Annotated in this window: 11 protein-coding genes; 4 read left to right on the plus strand and 7 right to left on the minus strand. The window is 40.9% G+C overall.

Translation table 11 applies throughout. The annotated features are described in order from the left end of the window. Positions 1-217 precede the first annotated feature (217 nt). Positions 218-937 (plus strand): 4'-phosphopantetheinyl transferase HetI, encoded by a 720-nt coding sequence (gene hetI, locus F8R90_RS10340; protein WP_196510668.1) that lies wholly within the window; start codon positions 218-220, stop codon positions 935-937. A gap of 97 nt (positions 938-1,034) precedes the next feature. Here hetI and F8R90_RS10345 read toward each other — a convergent pair whose 3' ends face one another. From F8R90_RS10345 to F8R90_RS10375, 7 genes are all read right to left on the minus strand, one after another. Then, positions 1,035-1,838 (minus strand): SDR family NAD(P)-dependent oxidoreductase, encoded by an 804-nt coding sequence (locus tag F8R90_RS10345; protein WP_196510669.1) that lies wholly within the window; start codon positions 1,836-1,838, stop codon positions 1,035-1,037. Positions 1,839-2,387: 549 nt separating this feature from the next. Beyond that, on the minus strand, positions 2,388-3,902 hold the full coding sequence (locus tag F8R90_RS10350; RefSeq protein WP_196510670.1) for a thioester reductase domain-containing protein: 1,515 nt from the start codon (positions 3,900-3,902) through the stop codon (positions 2,388-2,390). 2 nt (positions 3,903-3,904) lie between these two features. Beyond that, positions 3,905-5,581, minus strand: a complete 1,677-nt coding sequence (locus F8R90_RS10355) for a PfaD family polyunsaturated fatty acid/polyketide biosynthesis protein (protein ID WP_196510671.1) — start codon at positions 5,579-5,581, stop codon at positions 3,905-3,907. A gap of 222 nt (positions 5,582-5,803) precedes the next feature. Beyond that, entirely contained in the window at positions 5,804-10,552 is a 4,749-nt protein-coding gene (locus tag F8R90_RS10360; protein ID WP_196510672.1) for a PfaB family protein, read from the minus strand. Positions 10,553-10,856: 304 nt separating this feature from the next. Beyond that, positions 10,857-12,584, minus strand: coding sequence for an SDR family NAD(P)-dependent oxidoreductase (locus tag F8R90_RS10365; RefSeq protein ID WP_196510673.1), 1,728 nt, complete (start codon positions 12,582-12,584; stop codon positions 10,857-10,859). Between the two features lie 142 nt (positions 12,585-12,726). Beyond that, positions 12,727-18,150 (minus strand): type I polyketide synthase, encoded by a 5,424-nt coding sequence (locus F8R90_RS10370; RefSeq protein WP_196510674.1) that lies wholly within the window; start codon positions 18,148-18,150, stop codon positions 12,727-12,729. A gap of 222 nt (positions 18,151-18,372) precedes the next feature. After that, positions 18,373-18,651, minus strand: a complete 279-nt coding sequence (locus F8R90_RS10375; protein ID WP_196510675.1) for a hypothetical protein — start codon at positions 18,649-18,651, stop codon at positions 18,373-18,375. A 1,530-nt stretch (positions 18,652-20,181) separates the two neighbouring features. Here F8R90_RS10375 and F8R90_RS10380 point away from each other — a divergent pair. The 3 genes from F8R90_RS10380 (at position 20,182) to F8R90_RS10390 (ending at position 23,842) form a co-directional block, all read left to right on the plus strand. Further along, on the plus strand, positions 20,182-21,390 hold the full coding sequence (locus F8R90_RS10380; RefSeq protein WP_196510676.1) for an ABC exporter membrane fusion protein: 1,209 nt from the start codon (positions 20,182-20,184) through the stop codon (positions 21,388-21,390). Positions 21,391-21,450: 60 nt separating this feature from the next. Continuing rightward, on the plus strand, positions 21,451-22,629 hold the full coding sequence (gene devC, locus F8R90_RS10385; protein ID WP_196510677.1) for an ABC transporter permease DevC: 1,179 nt from the start codon (positions 21,451-21,453) through the stop codon (positions 22,627-22,629). 208 nt (positions 22,630-22,837) lie between these two features. Further along, entirely contained in the window at positions 22,838-23,842 is a 1,005-nt protein-coding gene (locus tag F8R90_RS10390; protein ID WP_196510678.1) for an NAD-dependent epimerase/dehydratase family protein, read from the plus strand. The last annotated feature ends 102 nt before the right edge of the window (positions 23,843-23,944 follow it).

Genomic DNA, 23,944 nt, shown 5'->3' on the forward strand with positions numbered 1-23,944 from the left:
TTGGTATAAATTATAATATTTAGCTAGCAAAAGCAATCGCGGCTACCTATATTTAGGTTTACAGCTAGACTTAATATCTAACAACACCTATGGCAGATTCTAGGAAAAACACGCGTAGTTGTATATAGTAATGCTAAAGATCAAATCAGATCCACCCATAATAATCGTCGTAATTAAACAAACTATTAAAGTACAACTTCCTTGACTTTTTGACTCAATGACCGCTTCTAATGATATTTGGCTACCTGCACCCACGGATTTCACTTTGCTACCGGATGAGATTCATGTCTGGCGCATAGATCTTGAGCAACCGGAACCACAACTACAAAATTTAGCAGCGACCCTTTCCAGTGACGAAACGGCTCGTGCTGAACGGTTCTATTTTCAGGAACATCGACAGCGTTTCATTGCTGGTCGTGGTATTCTGCGAACTATATTAGGTAGCTATTTGGGTATCCAGCCTTTACAAGTGCAGTTTAATTATCAGCAGCGTGGCAAACCAGTATTAGCAGATAAATTTGCCGATAGTGGACTGGCGTTTAACTTGTCTCATTCCCAAGGTTTGGGTTTGTGTGCGGTGAATTGCACTCGCCCTATTGGTGTAGACCTAGAATATATTCGCCCGATGTCTGATCTGGAAGCTCTTGCCAAACGGTTCTTTTTGCCGAGAGAATATGATATGTTGCGATCGCTATCTCCCAACCAACAGCAAGAGATATTTTTCCGTTATTGGACTTGTAAGGAAGCTTATTTAAAAGCAACTGGAGACGGACTATCCCAGTTAGAGCAAATTGAAGTATCGTTGACTCCTACAGAACCAGCCAAGTTACAGATATTAGAAGACTGGAGTCTTTTTGAACTAGTACCTGCAAACAATTATGTTGCTGCTGTTGCGGTAGAGAATTTTGGCTGGGATTTGAAGTGTTGGCAATACTGATGTTGACTAAGCTCATCTCCTGGGTGAAACAAGAGAGATATTGTGGACAAATGACAAATGACCAATGACAAATGACCAATGACAAATGACAACCAGCTTACTTATCCTCCTGCATATGTCTCACAATTTTTGTTACCAGGTTTCTAGGTACAAATCTGACGCTTTTTGCAAGTATTGTATTGAGTAAACCAGGAATGACAATGGTTTGACCCTTCATTAAGGCACGAAAACCAACTTCAGCTACTGTTCGTGCATCCATCATCCTCTTACCCTTGAGCAACTTAGAGTCAGCCATTCCGGTTCTTTCATGAAAGGCAGATGCGGTTGAGCCTGGGCAAAGAACTGTCACAGTGACACCAGTACCTTCTAATTCATTAGCGATCGCTTCAGAAAAAGATAAGATATAAGCTTTAGTAGCAAAATAAACTGCCATCAAAGGCCCTGGTTGAAAAGCAGCAGCCGAGGAGACGTTTAATATTTTACCTTCACCTTGCTTGACCATGTGCTTTACAAATAGCTTAGTTAAATGGGTGAGACACACCAAATTTACCTGTAGCATTTCCAATTCAGTAGCTAGGTCTGTTTCGTGAAATAATCCATAGATACCAAATCCGGCATTATTTACCAGCACATCAACATTAATATCGGCTTTTTGCAACTCCGTGAAAATTTCTTCAGGAGCCGTTGATATAGATAAATCCTTAACAATAGTTTTGACAAAAATTCCAAATTTTTCTTGGAATTTAGCTGCAATTTCTACTAGCGTTGGACCATTTCTGTCTACTAATACCAAATTGTAATCATGAGCAGCAAAAATACATGCTAATTCGTAGCCAATTCCACCGGCTGCCCCAGTAATAAGAGCAGTTTTTTTGCTCTGTCTTTGATGTGTTGTGTTCATGTAAGAATATTGGTGAATTCAATTTGATGAAGCTGCGTTGCATTTACAGTGGTTCTTGTTCTACAATTAAGTACGCGTAATATCTGAACCTACAAGAAATATCTTGAGTTATTACCCTTTCAAATGCTTATGTGATGCATTGGATAGATGTAGCAGTCCAAACGCAAATTTAGGACTTATGCATCGAAGAAGTTAGGCCTTAAAGGAGTTCGGTTATTTCAGACTGCTAGCATTTGGCTTTTGATCACTCACAAAAGCCAGCGAGTAAAATCAACCTTTTATGCCCGACATTAACCATTCTATCCTCAATTGCTTCTGTCAAGGGGTGAATACTAAAAATTTACATGATTGAGCATAAAAAAACAGGGCAATTATATTGCCGCTGTTAGTGTATTAGTTGTTGCTGGCATCTGAAATATTGGCTATTTAGCAGTACTGAGTTTTAAAAAGCTTGGACTAAATAAACTTATTTTTTAGGTTCGTAACGCACCGAAAGTGTTCGGGATAGTGCGTTACGTTCCTAACACATCCTACGCAATTTGTGAATTCCTAAGCGAGATTCAAGAAGCCGCTTTGAATCAAGTAGGCGGTATAAGTCATAAACAATTGAGAGTCAATGGGAGGACAAGCAATAGAACTTCCTGCTAGTGCATGGAGAGTATCTTGGCAGCTAATATGGGGTCTTCTAGCTTGCAAATACAAATCAGGAATAGTCAGTTGTTCATCAGACCAACGTTCCAGTAAAAATGGTCGCAGAGTGTACAAAGGATTGTCAGCAGAAGTCACATTATTGATTAACTCTGATTGCCATTTTTCGTAAGGAATCATCTCAACTGAATAACCAAAAGAGCGTATCCACTCAACTAGCATTTTCAACGCTGCGGGTTGGGGATGTTGTAAATTGAAAGCCTTACCTATGGATTCTTTTTGGCGTGATAGATAAACGATCGCTTTACTTACATAGTCTACAGGTGACATATCCAACATATAATCTACATCAGGGAAATATCCCATTTGTAGACAGCCCTTGGTCATCAAATTGATAAAGTCATGTGTGTTACAAATACCTGTTTTGCTATCACCTGAAATCAGTGGGGGTCTGTGAATAGTTACAGGAAGCCCACGATCACGAGCAATTTTAACTAACTTTTCAGCTACCCATTTAGTTTGTGAGTAACCAAGATAAATGCCTTCCCAATGATTGAATTCATCCTGTTCTTTAACAACCTTACCAGCATAAGCAGTCGATTCAAAAACAGCCACACTAGAAACGTAATGTACAGGCTTGACTTTTATTTGACAAGCCAATCTCAAAACTTCTTGAGTTCCTAAAACATTGGCTGCTTTCAGTGCAGAGTATGGGAAAACATAATTCAACAAAGCAGCACTATGATATATAGTATCAATATTGGCAGCTAAAATTTGAAACTGTTCCGAACCAATACCTAACAATGGTTGAGATAAATCGCCGACAATCGGAATAATTCTGGAGTTAAATTCTTCCTGCCAAATGGCATACTGTTCCAGATTTTTTTGGAGTTTGCTTTTGCCTTCTTCGGCATTAGCAGCACGGACTAAGCAATAGATATCCGCATTGGTTTCCTGTAGCAATTCCCGGATAATAAAGGCTCCTAAAAAGCCAGTTCCACCAGTTAAAAAGATGTTCTTGGGTTCATCTATAGCTACATTAGATGCAGCACCAGGATGGATAGTAGGGTCAAGAACAGCCTCAGCACCTAAATCTAGAACAGTGGGTGCAGCATTGGCATTAGAGGCTACTACCTTTGTATCTTGAATCGGTGAACCATCTTGCACTTCTTCAGCTAAACGCTGTGAAAGAGCCTCAATATTTGGGTAATGCCACAGCAGCAACGGAGATGGTTGAAATCCGAGCAACTTTTCTAAGTTACTGACTAGAATCATTGCTTGGGCTGAATCCAAACCATAGTTTTCTAAATGTTCTGTGACATCTATTTCATCAGTTGCTACTCCTAACAACTTAGCTAAGTTAGATACCAAAAATACTTGAATATCGTCTGCTGTGAAAGACTGTTTTATAGTCATTTTTAAATCTCCAACAATGATGTAGAACGAACAGGGTGATATTGACTGTAATAATCGGAAGTTTGCAGCCCTTGAATTTTCAAATTTTGGACACGATACAAAAAGGCTGCACCAGTCATAATTTGATTAGCAACATCAACTACCTGACGATTATTTGGTTCAGAAAGGTAAGAACCGCGTACCCAGTCATTGAAACCGCCCATTGCCGGGCCACACCAAATTTGATAATCGACTTCTCTACCTTTTTCGCCAGAACTAGACCAGCGAGAAGATAATCCTAGATACCATCGGAAAATCAACGCCATTTTCAGTTTAGGATTATTGACTGCTTTCCCAAGTTTTTCAGGATTCTTTTGGGACAAATAAGCCGCAGTTCCTTCCCATACTTCGGCAATAGTTTTACGAAAAACTTGTTTTTCTAATTTCTCTCTTTCTGCAAGAGGGATGCTTTCAATGGAATCATAAGCGCGATAGAGTTCAAATAATTTCTGCGCTCGCATGGGGAACATTGTACCCCGTTTGAGAACTTGCAATTTGACTCCCATTTCAAACATATCTGCTGCTGGCGCCATAATCATATCAGCCATTTCTGCTTGGGCTAATAACTTTTTGGTATGTTCACAAGCCCCAGATTCAACACATGATTGATTAATGGAACCAGTCATTACATAAGCAGCGCCCATCATAAAGGCTGCTAATGCTGATTGTGGTGTCCCAATTCCCCCTGCTACGCCAATTCTTATTGGTGTTTGGTAATGATATTGTGCTTGAATTTCATCCCGCAAGGCAATAATAGAAGGCAGCAAACAAACCAGAGGACGGTTATCTGTATGACCTCCAGAATCAGCTTCGACGGTAATATCATCAGCCATCGGAACTTTAGTTGCAAGAGTTACTTGTAACTCAGTAATTAATCCTTGTTGAAGAAGTTCTTTGAGTATTCTCGCTGGTGCTGGTTGCAGAAATTTAGTAGCAACTTCTCGACGAGAAATTTTGGCAATGACTTTATTTTTGATTTCAATTTGATTGGCGCTATTCAACCCCAATCCAGCAACACGGTAATAAACAATGTTGGGGGTTAAGTCGAGAAATGCAGATGCTTCTACTGTTCTCACTTGATATTTGAGGTATAAATCTACAGCGCGGCGTTCAATCGCAGGTTCATTGGGGCTGTGAATTAAATTAAATGCGTAAGGCCCTTGAGGTAAAGCTTGTTGAATGCGATTTATGGCTGCTTCCAAACGTTCTGGAGTTAAACCACCTGCACCAAAGGAACTCAAAATTTGCTCTTTTCCGAGTGCAATGACCATTTCTTCAGAAGCAATTCCGCCAGCCATTGCGCCGGTAACATAAGCATATTTTACTCCATGAGAGGAGAGGAAATTGGGATCTCCAAACTGTTGAATGCGGATTGGGGCTGCAAATGTTAGCAGTTCTACTTGTGCTGTTGTGCCATTATCACCAGGGCATAAATACCCCTCATTTGTGACACCGATTTTTCCGGCAACTTTCACGATGTAGCAGGGTTTATTTAACACCATCAATTTATCTTTGATGGTTTGTTTCTCGAAAGATACAGTTTCTAAAGAACCTTTCCAAACCTGGTTTTTGTTATGCGACCAAGTGGAGAAGTTAAGACCATTATCGTGTTTACTTAGTACCGTATCTACGGTTGTCACGGTAGTTATCCCTCGGATTACAAACAATGGATGATATGAAGGGTGTGGACTCTGTTAACGAACCGCAGAGGCGCAGAGGGCACAGAGTAAGAGAGTAATACCAATTCTCTCGGAGATGCACTTAATAATTTTTAAACGAACCGCAAAGGACGCAAAGGGCGCGAAGGAAGAGATAAGTTAAGAATTAAGCGGTGCAAGTTGAGAGAGAATTGGTATGAGATATTAAGATTCTTCGTTAAGCAAGTTTTGGGCGCAAGCTAGTTGCAATTGAATGATTTCGCTCATTTGTTGACTGTAATCTTGTCTAGCTTGTAAGAAGGCTGTGTGTGTTTTAGTTATCTTTGAATTATTAGCATTGAGCTTTTGATACTGGGTCTTATTTAAATCGAACATGCTGATGATGCTACTAATTTTTTGAGTTCTGACGGGTGGGAAAGAAACAGGAATTGGCTGTCTAATTGCGCTTGACTCAGAAGATTGTAATTGTTCTCTCGGTTCAAAAACGTTATCAATGATATTTTTCGGTTTTACTTCTTCTGGCTGAGGCAAGATGTTAGGGGAGTAATTTTCTTCTTGGGTTATTTGGTTGGAAGTGTTAAGATAATCTGTGATTTCAGATTGTTGGACATTAGGTATAGTTGGATGCTGTATTTTAAAGCGATCGCACTTAATATCCTCAACCAAATTTTCAACAAGTTTGCGATTTTCATCGCTCAAAATTGTAGCAGCAATTGCTTTTCCACCCAAGGTAACTGTTCTCAATGTTGCTTTATTTTGATTAGCGGTTCCTTGAGCTTTGTTGTACAGTGGTGATAAATCCACGTTCACTTGATGACTGAGTAATTTTGCTAATGCTTTGACCATTGCAGCATGGTCATCCATTCCTCTACGATTTAGAGAAACTGTGATATGTTCTTGGTTGCCGAGAATTTTATCAATCCATCGTGAACAAACACTACCGGCACCTGCTTCTAAAAATATTTTGACTCCATCGCCGTAGACACGATTAACTAATTGGGGAAAATCAAGTTCTTGGCACAATCCTTTGGCGATGTTGTGGGCAATGGTATCGCTATCAAGTGTAATTGGTTGATAGTCGGCGGCAGAATAAAACACAATACCGGGCAGATTTTGTGATGGTAAGGTGTTTACCTTCTTGATTTCCTCGAACTGCGATCGCATCGCCTCACAATGTATCACATGGTCGAAGGGAGCGGGGAAAGAATTACAACCTAAAGTTGCTATCACTCGCTTACAGGCTGCATCTTCACCAGCAATTAATACTTCTTCTGGTGTGTTTATTTGAGTTAAGTAGACGTGATTTTCATGTTTCAGGCATTCTCTAACTTGAGATGGAGTAGCCATGAGAACATAGGTATTCCAAAAATTGTTGTTTGGTGAATCTGTTAATCCCCAATATTCACGTACAGCATTTTTCGGCCCAGATAACTTATCACCAAATAGAGGTGATGAGTTCAAGGTGTTACTTCCACCCTCAAAATTACTCCAAACACCTTGGGCAACCATCATACTAGTTTCACCCAAGCTATACCCAAATACAGATTGCGGCTTGACTTTAAAATCATCTCGGAAAATTGCCGTCATGTATCTAGCAAAGGCGATTTCACTTTCAAACATTGCCAGTGAATCATCTAACAATTGCTTTTCGAGTGTTTCTAGTTGCCTGGTTGTCAATTTAGGCAAGCTTCTGGGATAAACTAACTTTTCAACATCGGCAGCCCGATTGTAGAGATTGTTACTTTTTAAATCCTCGAAGACTTTAGGAAATAACCGGAAGACGGTGCGACCAATGCCAATATAAGAATTGACTGCTGCGGGGTAAACATAAGCAACCGCTCCAGTTTTACCCAATGGTTTCGCAGTGAAATAACTTCCTATTGGTGTTTGCCAATCTGTACCATTTTCAAAGGCATTATTTACACCTTTACGAGCAGATTCAATTTCTTTGAGTAGTTCTTTTGTGTTACGTCCTGCGATTGATAAGACGTATTTTGCATCAGATTGCTGCTCAAAGGTAGCGAATGTTTGGCTGGCGGTAGCTGATAAAGAAGAACTAGCTTCAATGCATTTTTGAAGATGGTTTAGGATATCGGGTATAGTGGAGCGATCGCTAACTGCGATAGGAAACAGATGAAAAGGCATTTGTTGCAAATATCTGTTGTCGCGCTCCTCTTGGCTGGGTTCCTCCGACAAGATTAAATGGGCGTAACTCCCATCTATACCCATACTATTAATTGCTGCTATTCTGCGTGTGCCGCCTTTATCGACAAACCAAGGTCTTGATTCCATTGCCACATAGAAAGGGCTACCTTCCCATACTTGCGGTGTTTTGACACCAGACCATTTTGGGGTGGCGGGAATATACCTGTAATAGAGACAGAGAGCGGTTTTGATTAAGCTAGCAATTCCTGATGCTGTATAGGTGTGTCCGATATTGGATTTGACACTACCTAATGCACAGTGCAAACCATTGCCCACTTTCGGATAAGCTTGGAGTAAACCTGTGATTTCGGCTTCATCCTCCTGGGGAACGCCACTACCGAAGACTTCCACATAGTTAACCTCTGTGGGTTGAATCTCCGCCATCTCGAAAGCTTGTTTGCAGACATTGCCGATAGCTGAAGCATCAGGTTTTACCAAAGCGTCACTCAAAGTAGAATTACCTTGTGCAAAACTCATAGCATCAATTACTGCATAGATGCGTTCATTATCTTCTTTAGCAGCTTCGTAGCGCTTGAGAACGACAGCACCCGCACCTTCGCCAACCATCCAGCCATTTGCTTGTTGGTCATAACCCAAGGTATTCACACCTGTATTAATTGGGGCAAATTGGCTGCGGAATAAGACGTTTTCCACACCACCGGCTAAATCTACCGCACCAACAACCACTGCATCAACTTCTCCCGTAGCAAGTAGCATTTGGGCAATTTCCAACGCTTTGAGGGCAGAATTTTCGCCAGCGCTAACGGTGAATGCAGGGCCAGTGAAATTCCACAAAGCAGAAATCCGACTCGCCATGATGTTGGCGATGTGACTTACATATTCGCCGATTTCTACTGGTTGGTGAATGCTATCTTTGACGATGGTTTCCAGTTGCGCCAGTTGTTCAGCAGGTAGAGAAATTCCTTGGTTGAGTAAGCCATCCTTAACTTGCGAAGATAAATTCCATCTTTGCTGTAGCTGATGCACAGAGAATTCTGTCTCGGCGGCAACAATCACAGCCACATTGCCACCCTCCTGTAGTTTCGCATCTTTGACGGCGCGATCGCTAACCTTGAGGAGCAACAATTGTTGTGGGTTTAATTTGTCTATTTCATTCGGTGGGATTTTGCACGATAAAGTATCGATTTCAAAATCCTTGATATATGCCCCTACTGGTGCTTTACCGTCTGTTAAACCGTACTCTTTCAAAACACTTTCTTGATTTTCTATACCATGCCATCTTTGAGGCGGTAGAGAAGTAAAATGCTGTGTTCCATCATAAATACTGCGTTCAAAAGCATCTAAGCCATTGCAGTTACCAAAAAAGGCATCCATGCCGACGATGGCGACTTTGGTAGGTGGAGCAGGTGGAGTTGATTCAACTGATTCTGCTGTATTTCCTTGTTCTAAAATCAGATGAGAATTAGTGCCGCCAAAACCGAAAGCGCTAATGGCTGCCCGTTTAATTGATGAATTATTATTCGGCCATGTCGTAGCTGTTCTAACGATTTTGTCGGCAGAAATTGTAGCTTTTTCTGATGTTAAAGGTTCAGAAACATTCATGGTTGCTGGAATTACACCATGCGACATACTCAAAATCACTTTAGTCAAGCCAACCATGCCGGCAGCAGTTAACAAGTGACCAGTATTTGCCTTAGCAGAACCTACCAGAGGTGCAGCTTGATTTTGACCAAAGAATGTTTCTATGGAGTTAAATTCGGTTGTATCTCCTAGTAATGTGCCAGTGGCGTGACACTCTAGATAATCGATGGTTTTGGGACTAAAATTCGCCTCATTATAGGCTCGTTCAAAAGCTAGGACTTGTCCTTTAGGATTCGGACTCAATAAATGTTTACCTTTGCCATCATTCGATAGTCCATTACCGCAGATAGTGGCAAGAATATTATCACCATCTCTGACAGCATCAGAATATCTCTTCAGCATCACCATCCCAACACCGTCGGCGGGAATTAGCCCTCTAGAGGACTTATCTAAAGGACGGCTGATGCCGTTTTCTGCATACCCTTGAACACCGGAAAATAACATCCGCACGAATAGGGAATCTGCACAACTGATGGCTCCAGCTAACATGACATCAGCTTTGTGTGACCATAAGTAATGAGATGCTAATTTAATCGCATAAAATGATGAAGAACAAGCAGCATCCAGACATAAATTAATCTGGGATAGAGAGAGAGCTTGAGCAACGATAGATGCTGGTAAACCAGATATCATCGCATTGTATAAAGATGCTTTAGTTGCACTTGGTACAGCTAAATCAAAGTCTTCATACTGCAAAAGTTCTCTGACAGCAGGAGTAATAGCTTGCTGGTAAATTGGAGAGAATAACTGATTAGATAATTTTGTTGGGAATGACAAATTACCTAAAATTACGCCGCATTTTGCCAGGACATTTTGATTACCCCAATAACCACTCTGTACAATTGCTTGTTTAGCGGCATACAATGACCATTTGAAAGTATTATCTAAACTGTCAACAAATTCTGATGGTAGATTGTATTCAGATGGATTAAACTGGAAGTTACGAATGTAACCGCCTTTGAGAGAATAGGTTTTGTCTGGTGTACCTTTAACGGGATTGTGAAATATTGTCGGATCTACTCCGATTTCTTCGACGGTTGCAGAGGATGTCGAATCTTTTTGATTAACGATATTTTGCCAGTATTCTTCAGGATTCTTTGCATCGGGGAATAGGCATGATAATGCGATGATGGCTATTTTTTCCACGATTTATATGCTCCGAGTTTGGGTATTTAGCAAGAGATAATTAACAGGCAGGATTTACGCTGTTCCCCAAACTTTAAACGAGGCAAGTTATAGCAATCCTAAGATTAAGCTAGCTTTGATAGTTTGTAGTAAAGACTTTCGTACTTAGCACAACATTTCATGAATTCTCTGCGAACCTTTGCGTTTCCCTTTGCGCCCCTTTGCGTTTAAAATTTAACCCTCAATTCGCCACAAGTTCACACAAATCTGTACTTATAAAACAAGGACTAAAGTCCTTACTACAAACTTTGAATTTCACAGATTACTAGCTTCTGAGCATTTTCATTGACCAAATAATGGCATGAGCGCCGAGCATTCGTGAATAGATTTTACCTTGGCGGTCGTGTATGATGAAGTTTGCGATCGCACTACTTGGTGTCTTAGCTAGTACTTCACAAGAAACGTAAAATGTTTCGTTATGTGGTATCATCGCAAATTGTTCAAATTTTTCTACTTTTCCAGGTAAACAACCTTCTTCATGAAAGTGTTGTGTCCAAACCCATAAGGCGTGCATACTCAAGTCAGTGGTGTAAGGATTTACCCATTGGACAGGGAATTGTCCTTGTTCCTGTGCAGTGAGTTCTGGCCACAGACATTCTGTAGTGATTTTTTCAGGACTGATGTTTAAAACTCTTTTAATTTCTTGAAAACCGGGGCCGTGAAATAATGTAGCCCCACCATTTTGGTAAAATGCTTTTCCTGTAGCGGTGATGATATTATCTTCTTCGAGATTGAGAGATTCATAAGTGGGTACATCTGGGATTTCTCGCTGGAGATTGAGTTGAGCGCTAAAATGAAACTGGATTCTACCTTGTGGGTTTTTACTCGAAATTTTGGCTTTAAGTTCGATTCTTTCAAGATTAACTTTAGAAATTTCTTCTATTTCTAAAAGATGTTCCTTTGCTAATGTCTCATTGAAAGTAATCCCCTTCAAAACTTTAAAATCTTGGTAATTAAACAATCTGTAGCCTGGATATAATTGTTCAGAAGCATTGATAATCCAGGTCATTGCACAAGTTGCTGGTAAAACTGGAGAACCAGCAATCGTATGATCGTGCAAAAATGGATTAGCCTCCAATGTCATTTGGCGACGAATACGATAAGTTCGTAGTTCTGAATCTAACTCTGCCGCCAGGGGAACTAATGGACTACCAATAACAACTTGTGAGGTTGCATGATTGGCATTATCCATTTCCTTAACCAGCATTTGTGCCCCAACTGCAATGGGAATTATATCAATTTTCCGCTCTTGAAAAATCTTCTTTAATTCTGCTGTCACCATGCCACTGTCCCAAGCGCCCCAGTTGATAGCGACTACATGACATGAGGGATAACTTTGCTTAAATATATGGGCTGATTTGTTCAGAATTTCATTTGCGATCGCATAATCAGATTGTCCGGGATTTCCGTAAAAGCCTGTGACTGAAGAAAACAAAACTAAATGCTGAAGTTGATTAGGGTTAACGCAAGTTAGCAGGTTTTCTAAACCTTGAACTTTGGCGGTGTAAACTTTTTCAAAATCCTCTTCTGTTTTCTTTTCAATTAACTTATCAGCTAAGTTTCCAGCGCCGTGGATGATTCCGGTAATTGGGCCGAGATGTTGCACAGCAGTGGCAAGTTTTTCTTGTAAAGCTGGCGTATCTGTAACATCGACGCTGATATATTCTGCTTTAGCTCCGGTTTTTTCAATTGCTGCTAGAGTCTTTTTAATTTCGCGGCTGGAGGTAATTTTGTTATATATTTTTTGCACATTCATGGGTGTGGGCTTCTCTCCTTGAGAAAGAAGGTTTTCCATGATGCATTTTTTCAATGCGGATTCATCAGAATTTTGAGCATAATCTGGCTCGGTTTCTAATAGTTCGGAGCGACCGAGGAGGATGAATTTACAGGGTTGCTGTTGGGCTAATCTGATAGTACACTCAGCCGTAATCCCTTTTGCACCGCCGCTCACGACAAAGACAGATGATGGACTAAGCTGGGCTGTTTGTGTCATAAATCCTCTGGGATTAATTCGTAATTCGTAATTCGTAATTTGTAATTAAAAGATGCTCTCTTATCTCTTCCTCTGTGTCCTCTGCGCCTCTGCGGTTTTTTTTAACGAACCACAGAGACGCGGAGAGCGCAGAGGGAGGAGATTAATCGGCGATAATGGTGACTCGTCCTTGTGAGCCATACCCAACTTCACTTATATAAAGGTTGGGGTCGTGAAGTTCGGCGATGATGTTTTGTACTGACTGTTTAGCGTCAAGTCTGGGGCTTAGGTCGATCGCACGAGTAAACACCTTTGGCCATTCCCATCTCAGAGTTTTGGTTAATCCGAACAAACCAGCGCCGATCGCACCGAAGTTGACTTTGTACTCTAAACCGAAGGCTCCATCAAGGTGAGCAACTGTGCAGAAACAACTACGTCCATGCTTTGCAGCTTCGTTTAGGGAGGGTTTGAGGTGTTTCGCCATCAAAAATACGTGCTTGACGATCGCCTTTTCTGATTCGTTATAAGAAATACTCCCGGTGTGATTTCCTACAAACATTGGATGTAGATGGATGAAGGCCCCGATCGCTCCGCAGTGAGATGCGATCGCTTGCAATTGTTGTTGAAGATGTTCTTCACTTAAGTTTGCTAAGGTGACGCGGGTTACTCCTGTGGGTAAGGGCGCTTGTTGGGCGATGAGCGATTGGGGGAAGCTGATAACTACTACTTTCCAGCCTTTCTCGATTAGGGATTCGGTTAATTTATAGGTGGTGAGGGAACCATCATCGGTGATTAAACCGATGTGTCCCTCTGGTAATGTGAAATCCAAGTAATCGGGCTGTGGTAGACTTCTGAGTTTGACGAGATGGCGCTGGATATTATGCTCTAGTTCATGTTCTAATTCCGGTGGCTGCTGTTGGACAAACTCAGGTTCAGACTTTTTTTTTTCACCTCCAGCCAACTGCTGTAGGTAATCAACTATTTGACCGATGGTGCGGAGGTCTCCGAGTTCTTCGATATTTGGTTTGGGTAAGTTGGGGTACGTTTCTTGCATCGCCCCTAAGATTTCTACCCGTTTGATGGAGTCAATACCCAAGTCGGCTTCCATGTCCATTTCCAGTTCCAGCATCTCTACTGGATAACCGGTTTTATCGCTGGTGATGGCTAACAGGGTTTCACCTAAGTTTGCAAATTCATCACTTGTAGCGGGAGCGGCTTCTGGTTCTGGGGTGAATGCGACAACTAAGCTGGGTTCCGGTGCAGCGACTACCTCAACTACTGGTGCAGTCTCTACTGCAATCTCAGTTGCTGGTTGTATTTCGTGAACTGCAATTTCTACCGAAACACCTTTGGAAGCGTGGGATTGCAGATACTCTACAACTTGACCAATGGTGCGTTTTTCTGACAGTTCTTCTAAATTGGGCTTGGGTAGGTTGGGGTACATTTCTTGTAGCGCCCCTAAGATTTCCACCCGTTTGATAGAGTCAATCCCTAAATCAGCCTCCATGTCCATGTCCATTTCCAGCATCTCGACTGGGTAGCCGGTCTTGTCGCTGGTGATGGCTAACAAGTTTTTATCCAAGTCAACAATATCGATGGTTGCGTTAGATACAGGTGCAGCAGTTGTGGGTGCTGGTTCTGCAACAACTTCCTTGACTGGAGGTGAGCTAATTTTAACTACAACCTCGGTTTGAGGTTCTACAACTGGGGCAGGTGGCGCGACTACAGGCTCTACTGTCTCGACAGTGGCGAAATGGGGAGTGGGAAGTAGAGACGCGATCGCTCGTGTCTCTGGGGATACAGAAGTTTCAACTACAGGCTCTACAGCAGCCGGCAGAGGTGCTTGGGTAACATTTAAGCCATTTTTAGCTACAGGCTCAGTTACAGGCAAAGGCTGGCTTTCTACTATCTTGGTAGTGGCGGGTACTGGTGCTTCTGTGGTGAACGGAGTGAAATTGCTGAGTTTCTCTGTTAGTTGAGTTGCTCCCTCACCTGAGATGATTTGAGAATACTCTTGCTGAATGAGTTGGAAAAAGCTCTTAGTATATTCCAGTTGCTCTTGGAGATATTGCTCATGGATGCGTAGAGTTTCACCTTGTTGGGAATGAAACTGCATCATGCTACGCTCTAAGCTTTCCATGACAACTAGCTTCATTTTGGCAGTTTCGGCTGTTGATTTACTTTCACTCAACAAGGAATTCTGCTGCTGCATCAGTTGGAAAAATGCCTTAGCGTATTCCATTTGATGGTTGAGATAAGTACCGTGAACTTGTAAATTCTCGGCTTGATTTTCCTGGAACTGTGTCAGGAGATATTCTAAACTTGCTAAAAGTTGTTCGTAATTTGTAAGTTTTTCTGGTGTTGGTTGCATCTTAGATTCCTGGACTGGTTGTGACAGGGTAACAGGATTCATCTGTTGCTCTGGCTGGGTGATGATACTAGCAGTCACACCGTTCATTGCTGGGGTAAGTTTTTTATGTCCGTTAGTTTCTATCACTGCTACAGGTGGAGTAACACCTGGGCTGCTAAATAAAGGAGCCACAGTTTCAGAAGATTCGGGAGTGGGTAATGTGACTTTATGCCCATCCTGCAAAGCTAGAGCGAAGGCGTTTTTCGTTTTTTCGGATCTGTAGTTGATGCCGTTTAAACGGACATTTAATGTCTTCTTCGTCTCAATTGGGGGGATAGTTTGGGGAAGTTGGTAAGGATCGAGGTTATTCAAAGCCATACCAATTACCCGCAACTGCACAACTGCTTCTCGCAAAGAGCGATCGCTATTCTTTTGAACGCTAGGGTTCAAAGATACGGTGATGTGAGGGCGATCGCCAAGAATCTCTTTCACCAAGTTACTAAGAATTCTCCTCGGCCCAAATTCCACAAAGCAAGTACCACCCGCCGCATAGATATTTTCAATTTCCTGTTTAAACAGCACTGAATTAGAAAGGTGCGTTTCCAGAATCTTTTGAATACCTTGAGCTTCCTTGGGATACTGCTTACTGGTAACGTTGCTGTAAACAGGGATTTTGGGACTTTGGAATTTGACAGACTTCGTAGCGATCGCAAATGATTTCTGAGCAAAGGCGATTAACGGTGTATGGAACGCTGCGGATACAGGTAGCAATACAGCTGTATATCCTTTCTCGTGTAAAGCCTCTTTGATTCTCGCTATTTCTGCGGTAGGCCCAGCTAAGACAAATTGAGTCGGAGAATTTTGATTAGCGATCGCAACTTGCGGAAAATGTCTCAGCACTGCTTCCACTTTGCTGATATCTTCTTTGACAGCCAGCATACTACCCGCATCATGATCCGGATCTTCGGGTGCAGCCATTGCTTGACCCCTAGCTTTCACTAAGAACAAGTAATCTTCAGTACTTAAAACTCCCGCAGCCCATAGTGCGGTTAATTCACCAAAGCTATGACCAGCAACAAAATCTGACTTAAATCCAGCTTGTTGCAGGATGCTGTACATCCCTGCACTCAACACCCCGATGGCTGGTTGAGCGTATTCTGTGCGTTGTAAGGCAGCAATTTGGACATTTTTTTCTGCCTCTCCAAACACAGGATGAGGGAAAACGATTTCTGACAACGGCTGCAAATTATCTTTGAGCAACAGGCTATCCATATAACCATGAAGACGGCGCATCAAAGGAAAATTCATTACCAGTTCGCGGCCCATCTCCAAGTATTGCGAACCTTGACCAGAAAATAGAGAGACAACTTTTCCACCCAACTCCATACCAGAGGCGCGGTAATAAATCCCTTGGGGATGCTCCCAAGATGCTGCTGTTCCTTTGTGTTTCAGCCAGTCAATGCTAGTTTGCAAGAACTTGCAAGCTTCTTCCAGATTCTCAGCTACAAATCCAAATCTGGCAGCAGAAAGGGGAATTTGTTGTGATTTGCACTCATTGACTAATTGTGCGTAATGTGTTTTTCCTTCAGGCGATCGCAACTTACCTAAAATCTCTTCCGATTTGCTCAACAATTGGTCTACTGTAGGAGCAAACAACAGCACTTCACTAGCATCACTGTGTAAGCGGTAAGCGGCGTTTTGGTCAGCTTCATATTCTTCTAAAACGACGTGATAGTTGGTTCCACCAAATCCAAAGGAACTTACACCTGCGCGTCTTGGTGCTTCTCCTTCTGGACGAATCCAAGGTCTGGTTTGGGTATTCAAATAAAAGGATGAATTTTTAATGTTGAGTTTGGGGTTTGGCTCGGTGATGTTAATTGTCGGTGGTAATACCTTGTGATGTAAAGCCAAAGCAGTTTTAATTAAACTCGCCGCACCCGCAGCCGCTTTTGTGTGTCCGATTTGTGATTTCACACTACCCAAAGCGATGTGCTGCTTTTTGTCATCATGTACATCAAAGAAGTCTTTTAAAGAACCGAATTCTGTCGGATCTCCAGCCATTGTGCCAGTGCCATGTGCTTCCATCAAACCAACAGTAGCGGGAGAGAAACCAGCATCTTCATAAGCACGTTCTAAGGCTTTGACTTGACCTTCTTTGCGGGGAGCATAAATACTCTTGTAACGCCCATCGCTGGAAGTACCAATACCTTTAATTACGGCATATATTTTATCGTTATCCCGTTCAGCATCTTCTAACCGTTTGAGGACAATCATCCCGATACCTTCACCCAGCATCATCCCATCAGATTTAGCATCGAAAGGTTTGACATTTTCACTAGGAGAAACCGCAGGTGTTTTGCTGAAGGATATGTAAGCCATGATGGTGTTGTCGGTATCAACACCACCAGTCAGCATCATGTCAGAACGATGCTCAACTAGTTCGCTAATTGCCATCTTTAAAGCACCAAAGGAACTAGCGCAAGCAGCATCAACTACACAATTCATCCCGCCAAAATTTAGGCGATTGGCAATTCTACCCGCGACTACGTTAGCTAACATTCCAGGGAAAGCGTTCTCATCCCATTTCACGTAAGCGCTTTTGATTTTATCGACGATTTTTTTGGTATCTTCATCGGATAAACCACTACTTTTAAGTGCTTTTTCCCAAATCGGATATTCCAACCTGGCAGAAAGTGGCATTCCTAATTGCTTGGCCATAGCCACGCCTAAGATTACCCCAACCATTTCGCGGTTAAAATCACGTTTTTCGCCATAACCTGCATCTTCCATCGCCTCTTTCGCAACCACTAAACTTAATAGTTGCGATACATCTGTGACTTCTAAAATGCTGGGTGGTATGCCGAATTCCATCGGGTTAAAATCTACTTCTGGAAGAAACCCACCTCTTTTACAATAGGTTTTATCTTCAGTAGTTCTGGGATTTGGATCGTAATAATCTTCAACACTCCAATGTGTGGAAGGAACATCAGTAATACAGTCAATTTTGTTTACTATATTTTGCCAATATTCCCGCAGGTTTCTGGCTTGAGGCAATAGAGAAGCCATCCCAACGATGGCGATAGGATTGTGTTGTAATTGTCTGTTAATTTTGTTGATTGACACTGATTTATCCGATTTCATTTTTTTTCCCTCGATAGACTTAATCACAGCCTGTTCACAATTATTGACAAGGCTTTCTAACTCCGCTAAGGCAGTATCAATTGAATAAGCAGACATAGGGCATAGTTAGTACTGTGAATTGTGTAGCTACAGTAATTCTGTTGCCTACTAATAATGAAAAACTCTGGTTTTGTAAGCAGTTAGCTATCCTATCTCCGCTAAATGCTTGTTTCCAAATCGACACCACACGACACATACTGCCAAGGTAAAGCCTGATGTTTCCAGGCGGCTTCGGCACACTGCGTAGGTGTAGCCCGTCGTAGACATCGCGAAAAAATGTTATCTAACGCTAGACTCTTGATATTGTGGCAATAGGTCGATGACGTTGTTAAAACTGGTAAAATAGTCTTGGAGTGTAATAGCTGCTTGACCAGTGAATTCAATGCATTTGTAATAGTAGAGATTTTGAGCAATGGTATCCCACTGGAACAATGAAAATTGAGGAGTAGCTAAAGGAACAGAAACGCTTTTATCACCCGGAACCGTTTGATTATCTAGCCTGATCACAGCAACATACCTGTTGTTAATGACAAAATTATGTATCTTGATAAATGTCATAGCCAGTTTCAACGTCCGGGATAATATATCTTATGGGATTTGACCCAGGAAAGTTGATAAGTTCGTTACAGAAGAGACACCACCTTTAATCCGAGTTTATGCAAGTTTAAAAAGTAATTAAACGATCATAAGGTGAGGAATAAGCAGTTATCTTTAGTTATTTTTAATTTTAAAATTCAAATTAAATAACTAGGTTGCTTAACTGCTTTTAAGCATTGAATTAATAAAAACAATAGCACACTTTATAGAAACTAAATCATTCCTTTAAAGTTATTTTATAAATAAACTTCCATTCTTCCTGTTGTGAATTTTGAATAAAATTCAGCATAAAAGTATAATTTATGACTATATAAATATGTGAGATATTTTGTTATCTACGGGTTAGCCAAAAATTTGTGCTGGATTAAGTTATCAATGCAAATGTGTTGTCTAGTAAGTAACAATTCCATGAATACATAAATAAATTGAATAACCATAAGTATGTTTTCTCAGAGAAACATGATAATTGAGTCAAAGTTTGTGGTTATTTTTCAATATAAGTCAAGTTAAAACGCAAAGTGGTTATTTATAAAGCAAATATTAATTTTTAGTATGTTGCTTGATAAACATAATCATGATTACATCATTTCAAAGAGCGTTTAGGTACGCTAGGGCAATGGAATTCGCGGAGTTTACGGGCACACAAGTCGGAAATAGTAGTCTGTCAAGGAATAATTGACGAGTCCATTCTTTGTAGAGACGGCGATTTATCACGTCTCTCTAACGTGTCAGTTTTTTAGACGCGATAAATCGCGTCTCTACATGAGGGCTTTCTGGCTTATCCCAATACGCTTGGGATAAAACTGGTGACTTGTATGTACACGGTAGCCTTTTAAAGTGAAGTGTCTGACGCAGGTCGTAAAGCCTCGTATAAACGTGGTTTCTAACCGCCCTTTAATTACTATGAAGAAAGCTGATAAGAATGTCTTATACTACACAACCTTAATAGCAACAATCTGTTAGTAATATCAAATCTGCTTGATAATTAACCATCTATTGGAATTTAATTAGCGGATGAGTGATTAGTGATGAGTAAATTTATTCAGTCTCTAATCTTACTTTGATGAAATATTGTAGTAATAGAATCAGAACTTATGCAAAGTTAATCCGTTGACAAAAATCAATTTTAATGGCATTGTTAATAACAAGTTTCTTCCAAGTTTGATTTATTTTTTACTAGCGCTTCATAGTTCTTGAAAGTTAAGTTTTTCGGTTAGTGCTATTGTATTTTACGCTACTGGATTAAATGTAAACATAGGATATAACTTAGGAAGCTTTGAAGTAACACCACCATTAATTTTCACGCCACAATAGTGAGTTTGGGCGGCAAAAGCGTACAACAATTCATATAAAACCAATTTAGACGCATCCACTTTATTAAGGTAGAAACCCAAGAGGGCAAGTCCTCTTGGTAATTTGCGGATGAGTCTATATCTAATCGACTAAATAATAACCAGGCTATCCCCTAGAAAACAGAATTGGAATGAAAATATGGCAGTAAATAAAGAAAGCCGATTATTCACAAAACCCGTAGGGCGATCGCAAGTAATTTTAGCAGCTTCTCTCACTTTGGCGGCGGGATTAATAGCTTTTTATAGTTTGGTACCACTTTGGTCTAAACCTAAAGTTGAGACACCGCCAGCAAATGCTCCCAAGGCTGTCGCTCCTGCGAAAGTTGCTGTGACTGCCTTAGGACGTTTGCAGCCAGAAGGTGAAGTTACTTCATTGAATGCTCCTAATTCAAATAATGGGGTGCGAGTAGAAAGACTGTTGGTGAAAGAAGGCGATGCGGTAAAAGCAGGGCAATTACTGGCGTATCTAGAAAATTATGGTCGTTCTAGAACAGCTTTACAACAGGCTTTAGACCAACTGCAAGTTGCCAAAGCTAAACTAGCGCAGGTTAAATCTGGAGCTAAAACCGGAGATATCGATGCTCAAAAAGCTGCGATCGCACGTTTAGAGCCACAATATAAAGGGGATGTTGCTACACAAGAGGCGACAATAGCCCGCATCCAGGCTGAGGTAGACAATGCTCAAGCCGAAAATGATCGCTATCAGCAATTATATAAACAAGGTGCGATCGCGGCTTCTGTAGCAGATACCAAAGCTTTACAACTAAAGACTACACAACAGCAACTTACAGAAGCCCAAGCGACTCTCAAGCGGACTCAAGACACATTCCAAGAACAACGCAAGCAAGCACAAGCACAACTCACCAGTATTAGCGAAGTGCGTAGTGTAGATGTTCAGGTAGCACAAACCGAAGTCAACAGTGCAACAACTTCTGTTCAACAAGCAAAAGCCGATTTAGATTTAAGTTACATCAAATCTCCCATAAATGGCAAAATTTTGAAAATTCATGCCAAAACCGGAGAAGTAATCAGCACCAGCACAGGATTTGCTGAGATAGGTAAGACATCTCAAATGTATGTGATTGCAGAGGTGTATCAAACCGATGTTCAAAAAGTGCGTGTAGGACAAAAAGCCACAATTAACAGCACTGCATTTACTGGAACATTACAGGGAACTGTCAAAGAGATTGGTTGGCAAGTTGACAAGCAAAGCATCTTCAGCCTCAACCCTGGTTCAGATACAGACCGCCGAATAATTGAAGTGAAAATCTCCATCGATAATCCCGCAGATAGTCAACGGGTGGCTCGTTTAACTAACTTACAGGTGGATGTTGCCATTCAGATTTAGTAATTGGTCATTAGTCATTTGTGAATGACAAATGACAAATAACAACTAACAAATAAATTCATGATTTTCAAAATTCCTTTAGCATGGCTACAGCTAGCCCAGCAAAAAGTTCGTTTACTAGTAGCTGTAGCCGGGATTGGTTTTATTGTGCTGCTAATGTTTGTGCAACTTGGTTTTCAAGATGCTCTCTATTCAAGTGCAACGGCAGTACATCAAAATCTCAAAGGAGATTTATTTTTAGTTAGTTCGCAATATAAATCTTTGACTTCAAATCAAAGTTTTTCGCGGACTCGTTTGTACCAATCCCTGGGGTTTGATGGCGTAGAGTCAGTTAGCCCCATGTATTTGCAATTTGCCAAATTGAAAAATCCGGCAACTGGTGAGAAATATTCAATATACGTTATTGGTTTTGATCCAGGCAGACCTGTGATAAATCTCCCAGAAGTTGAGAAAAATTTAGATAAACTCAAAACTCCCGATGTCATGCTTTTTGACCGGGGTTCTCGCCCAGAATTTGGCCCAATAGCTGAAAAATTTAATGCGGGAGAGACTGCACAGACAATTGAAATATTTCCCTTCAATTCATTAATTGGTTATCGGGTTAGAATCGGTGGATTATTCACATTAGGGCCTTCCTTTGGTGTAGATGGAAATTTACTTGTCAGTGACTCAACTTTCTTGAGGATAAATCCTAATACTCGTCCGGCAGATATGATTGATGTCGGTTTGATTTCCCTCAAACCTGGTACTGATGCAGAAACAGTACTGAAAAATTTGCAAGCAAGTTTGCCTAATGATGTCCAAGTTTTTACCCGCCAAGGCTTTATTGATTTTGAGAAACAATACTGGGCTGTCAGAACACCCATTGGTTTTATTCTTAACTTGATGTTGACAATGGCTGCGGTTGTTGGAGTAGTTATTGTTTATCAAATTCTTTACAGCAATATTGCTACACAGTTCGTTGCTTACGCCACCTTAAAAGCCATTGGTTATGCCAATAGCTATTTGTTAAATGTGGTATTTCAACAAGCTTTGATTTTAGCAATCTTAGGTTATATCCCAGGATTTATAACTTCTGTTTTGTTGTATAGTTTTGCAGCAGAAGCAACTAAATTACCAATAGTTATGACCACTAATAATGCACTAATTGTTTTAACCTCAACAGTATTAATGTGTATAACATCAGGAGCGCTTGCTATTAACAAACTCCGCTCCGCAGATCCAGGAGATATTTTCTAGCTATATCTTACCAGCAAAATAATCAAATTATTTTGCCCTGATATAGATTCATAACTAAGCATTGGTGCAGCCTCTCTACAGAAAAATTGCTCTTTATACCCATTTTAGATTTAGATTAAAAGTCTTTACCAAAATTCCAATTTGGTATAACTTTGAAATCTTTGATCTAACAACTCAAATTCACCTATTTAACAATAAACCAAAATTTATGAACCTCAAAAACAAAACCCTCCTAATTACTGGGATTGATCAACTTGTCGGTTTGCGTACAGCCGAATTAGCTATAGCTCAAGGAATGAATGTTCGTGGATTGCAAAGTTCTACGGAAAAGAACAAACAATTACAGAATTTAGGTGTTGAAGTAATTATTGGTAGTATTACCGATTCTACTATTGCTCAAAAGGCTTGTCAGGGAGTAGATATCGTTTTACATACAGAGCAAATTGCCGAAGAAGCTGGTGCAATTAAGCATTTTCGTGATATCAATGTTGGCGGTACTGTCAACATGGCTAAAGCTGCTAAACAAGCTGGTGTCAAAACATTTGTGCATCTATCCAGTGTGATGGTTTACGGTTTCAACTATCCTGATGGTGTTACAGAATCCGGGCCACTTTCTGGCGAAAATAATCCCTACTGTCAAACTAAAATAGAAGCCGAAACAGCAGTTTTAGAACTGAATAATCCCCCAGATTTTGGTATCATCGTAATTCGAGCCGGAGATATTTACGGCCCAGGAAGTATGCCCTGGATAGTCAGACCAATTCTGATGATGCGTCAAAAATTATTTGCCTGTGCCAATGATGCTAAAGGAGTGATTAATCACGTATATATAGATAACCTGATTGATGGCATCTTTCTCGCGATAGAAAAAGAAACCTCCGGTGAAATATTTAATATCACCGACGGACAAGAAACTTCGTGGAGAGAGTATTTTATGCGTTTAGCAGCAATGGAAGATTTACAAGCACCCCTTTCATTATCGAAAGATGAAATCAAGTTGTTTCTAAAGCTACGCGTTCAGGGACAAAAACTTTTTCGGAAAAAAGTTGATATTTTACCAGAGTCTATAGATTTTATGACTCGTCCCTACGCTTGTTCCATTGCCAAAGCACAAAGCCTGTTAAATTATAAACCAACAATTGACCTAGAAGAAGGAATGCAGCGAACACATGAATGGCTGCAAAAAACAGATATTCAAAGCTTGATGAAATAGTCCACAGATTTTTTAGAATCATTGTTAGGAGTTGGGAGTTGGGAGTTAGGAGTTGGGAGTTGGGAGTTGGGAGTTAGGAGTTAGGAGTTAGGAGTTAGGAGT

Origin of the sequence: Nostoc sp. NZL (assembly GCF_015714705.1) — a bacterium.
Classification (GTDB): domain Bacteria; phylum Cyanobacteriota; class Cyanobacteriia; order Cyanobacteriales; family Nostocaceae; genus Nostoc; species Nostoc foliaceum_A.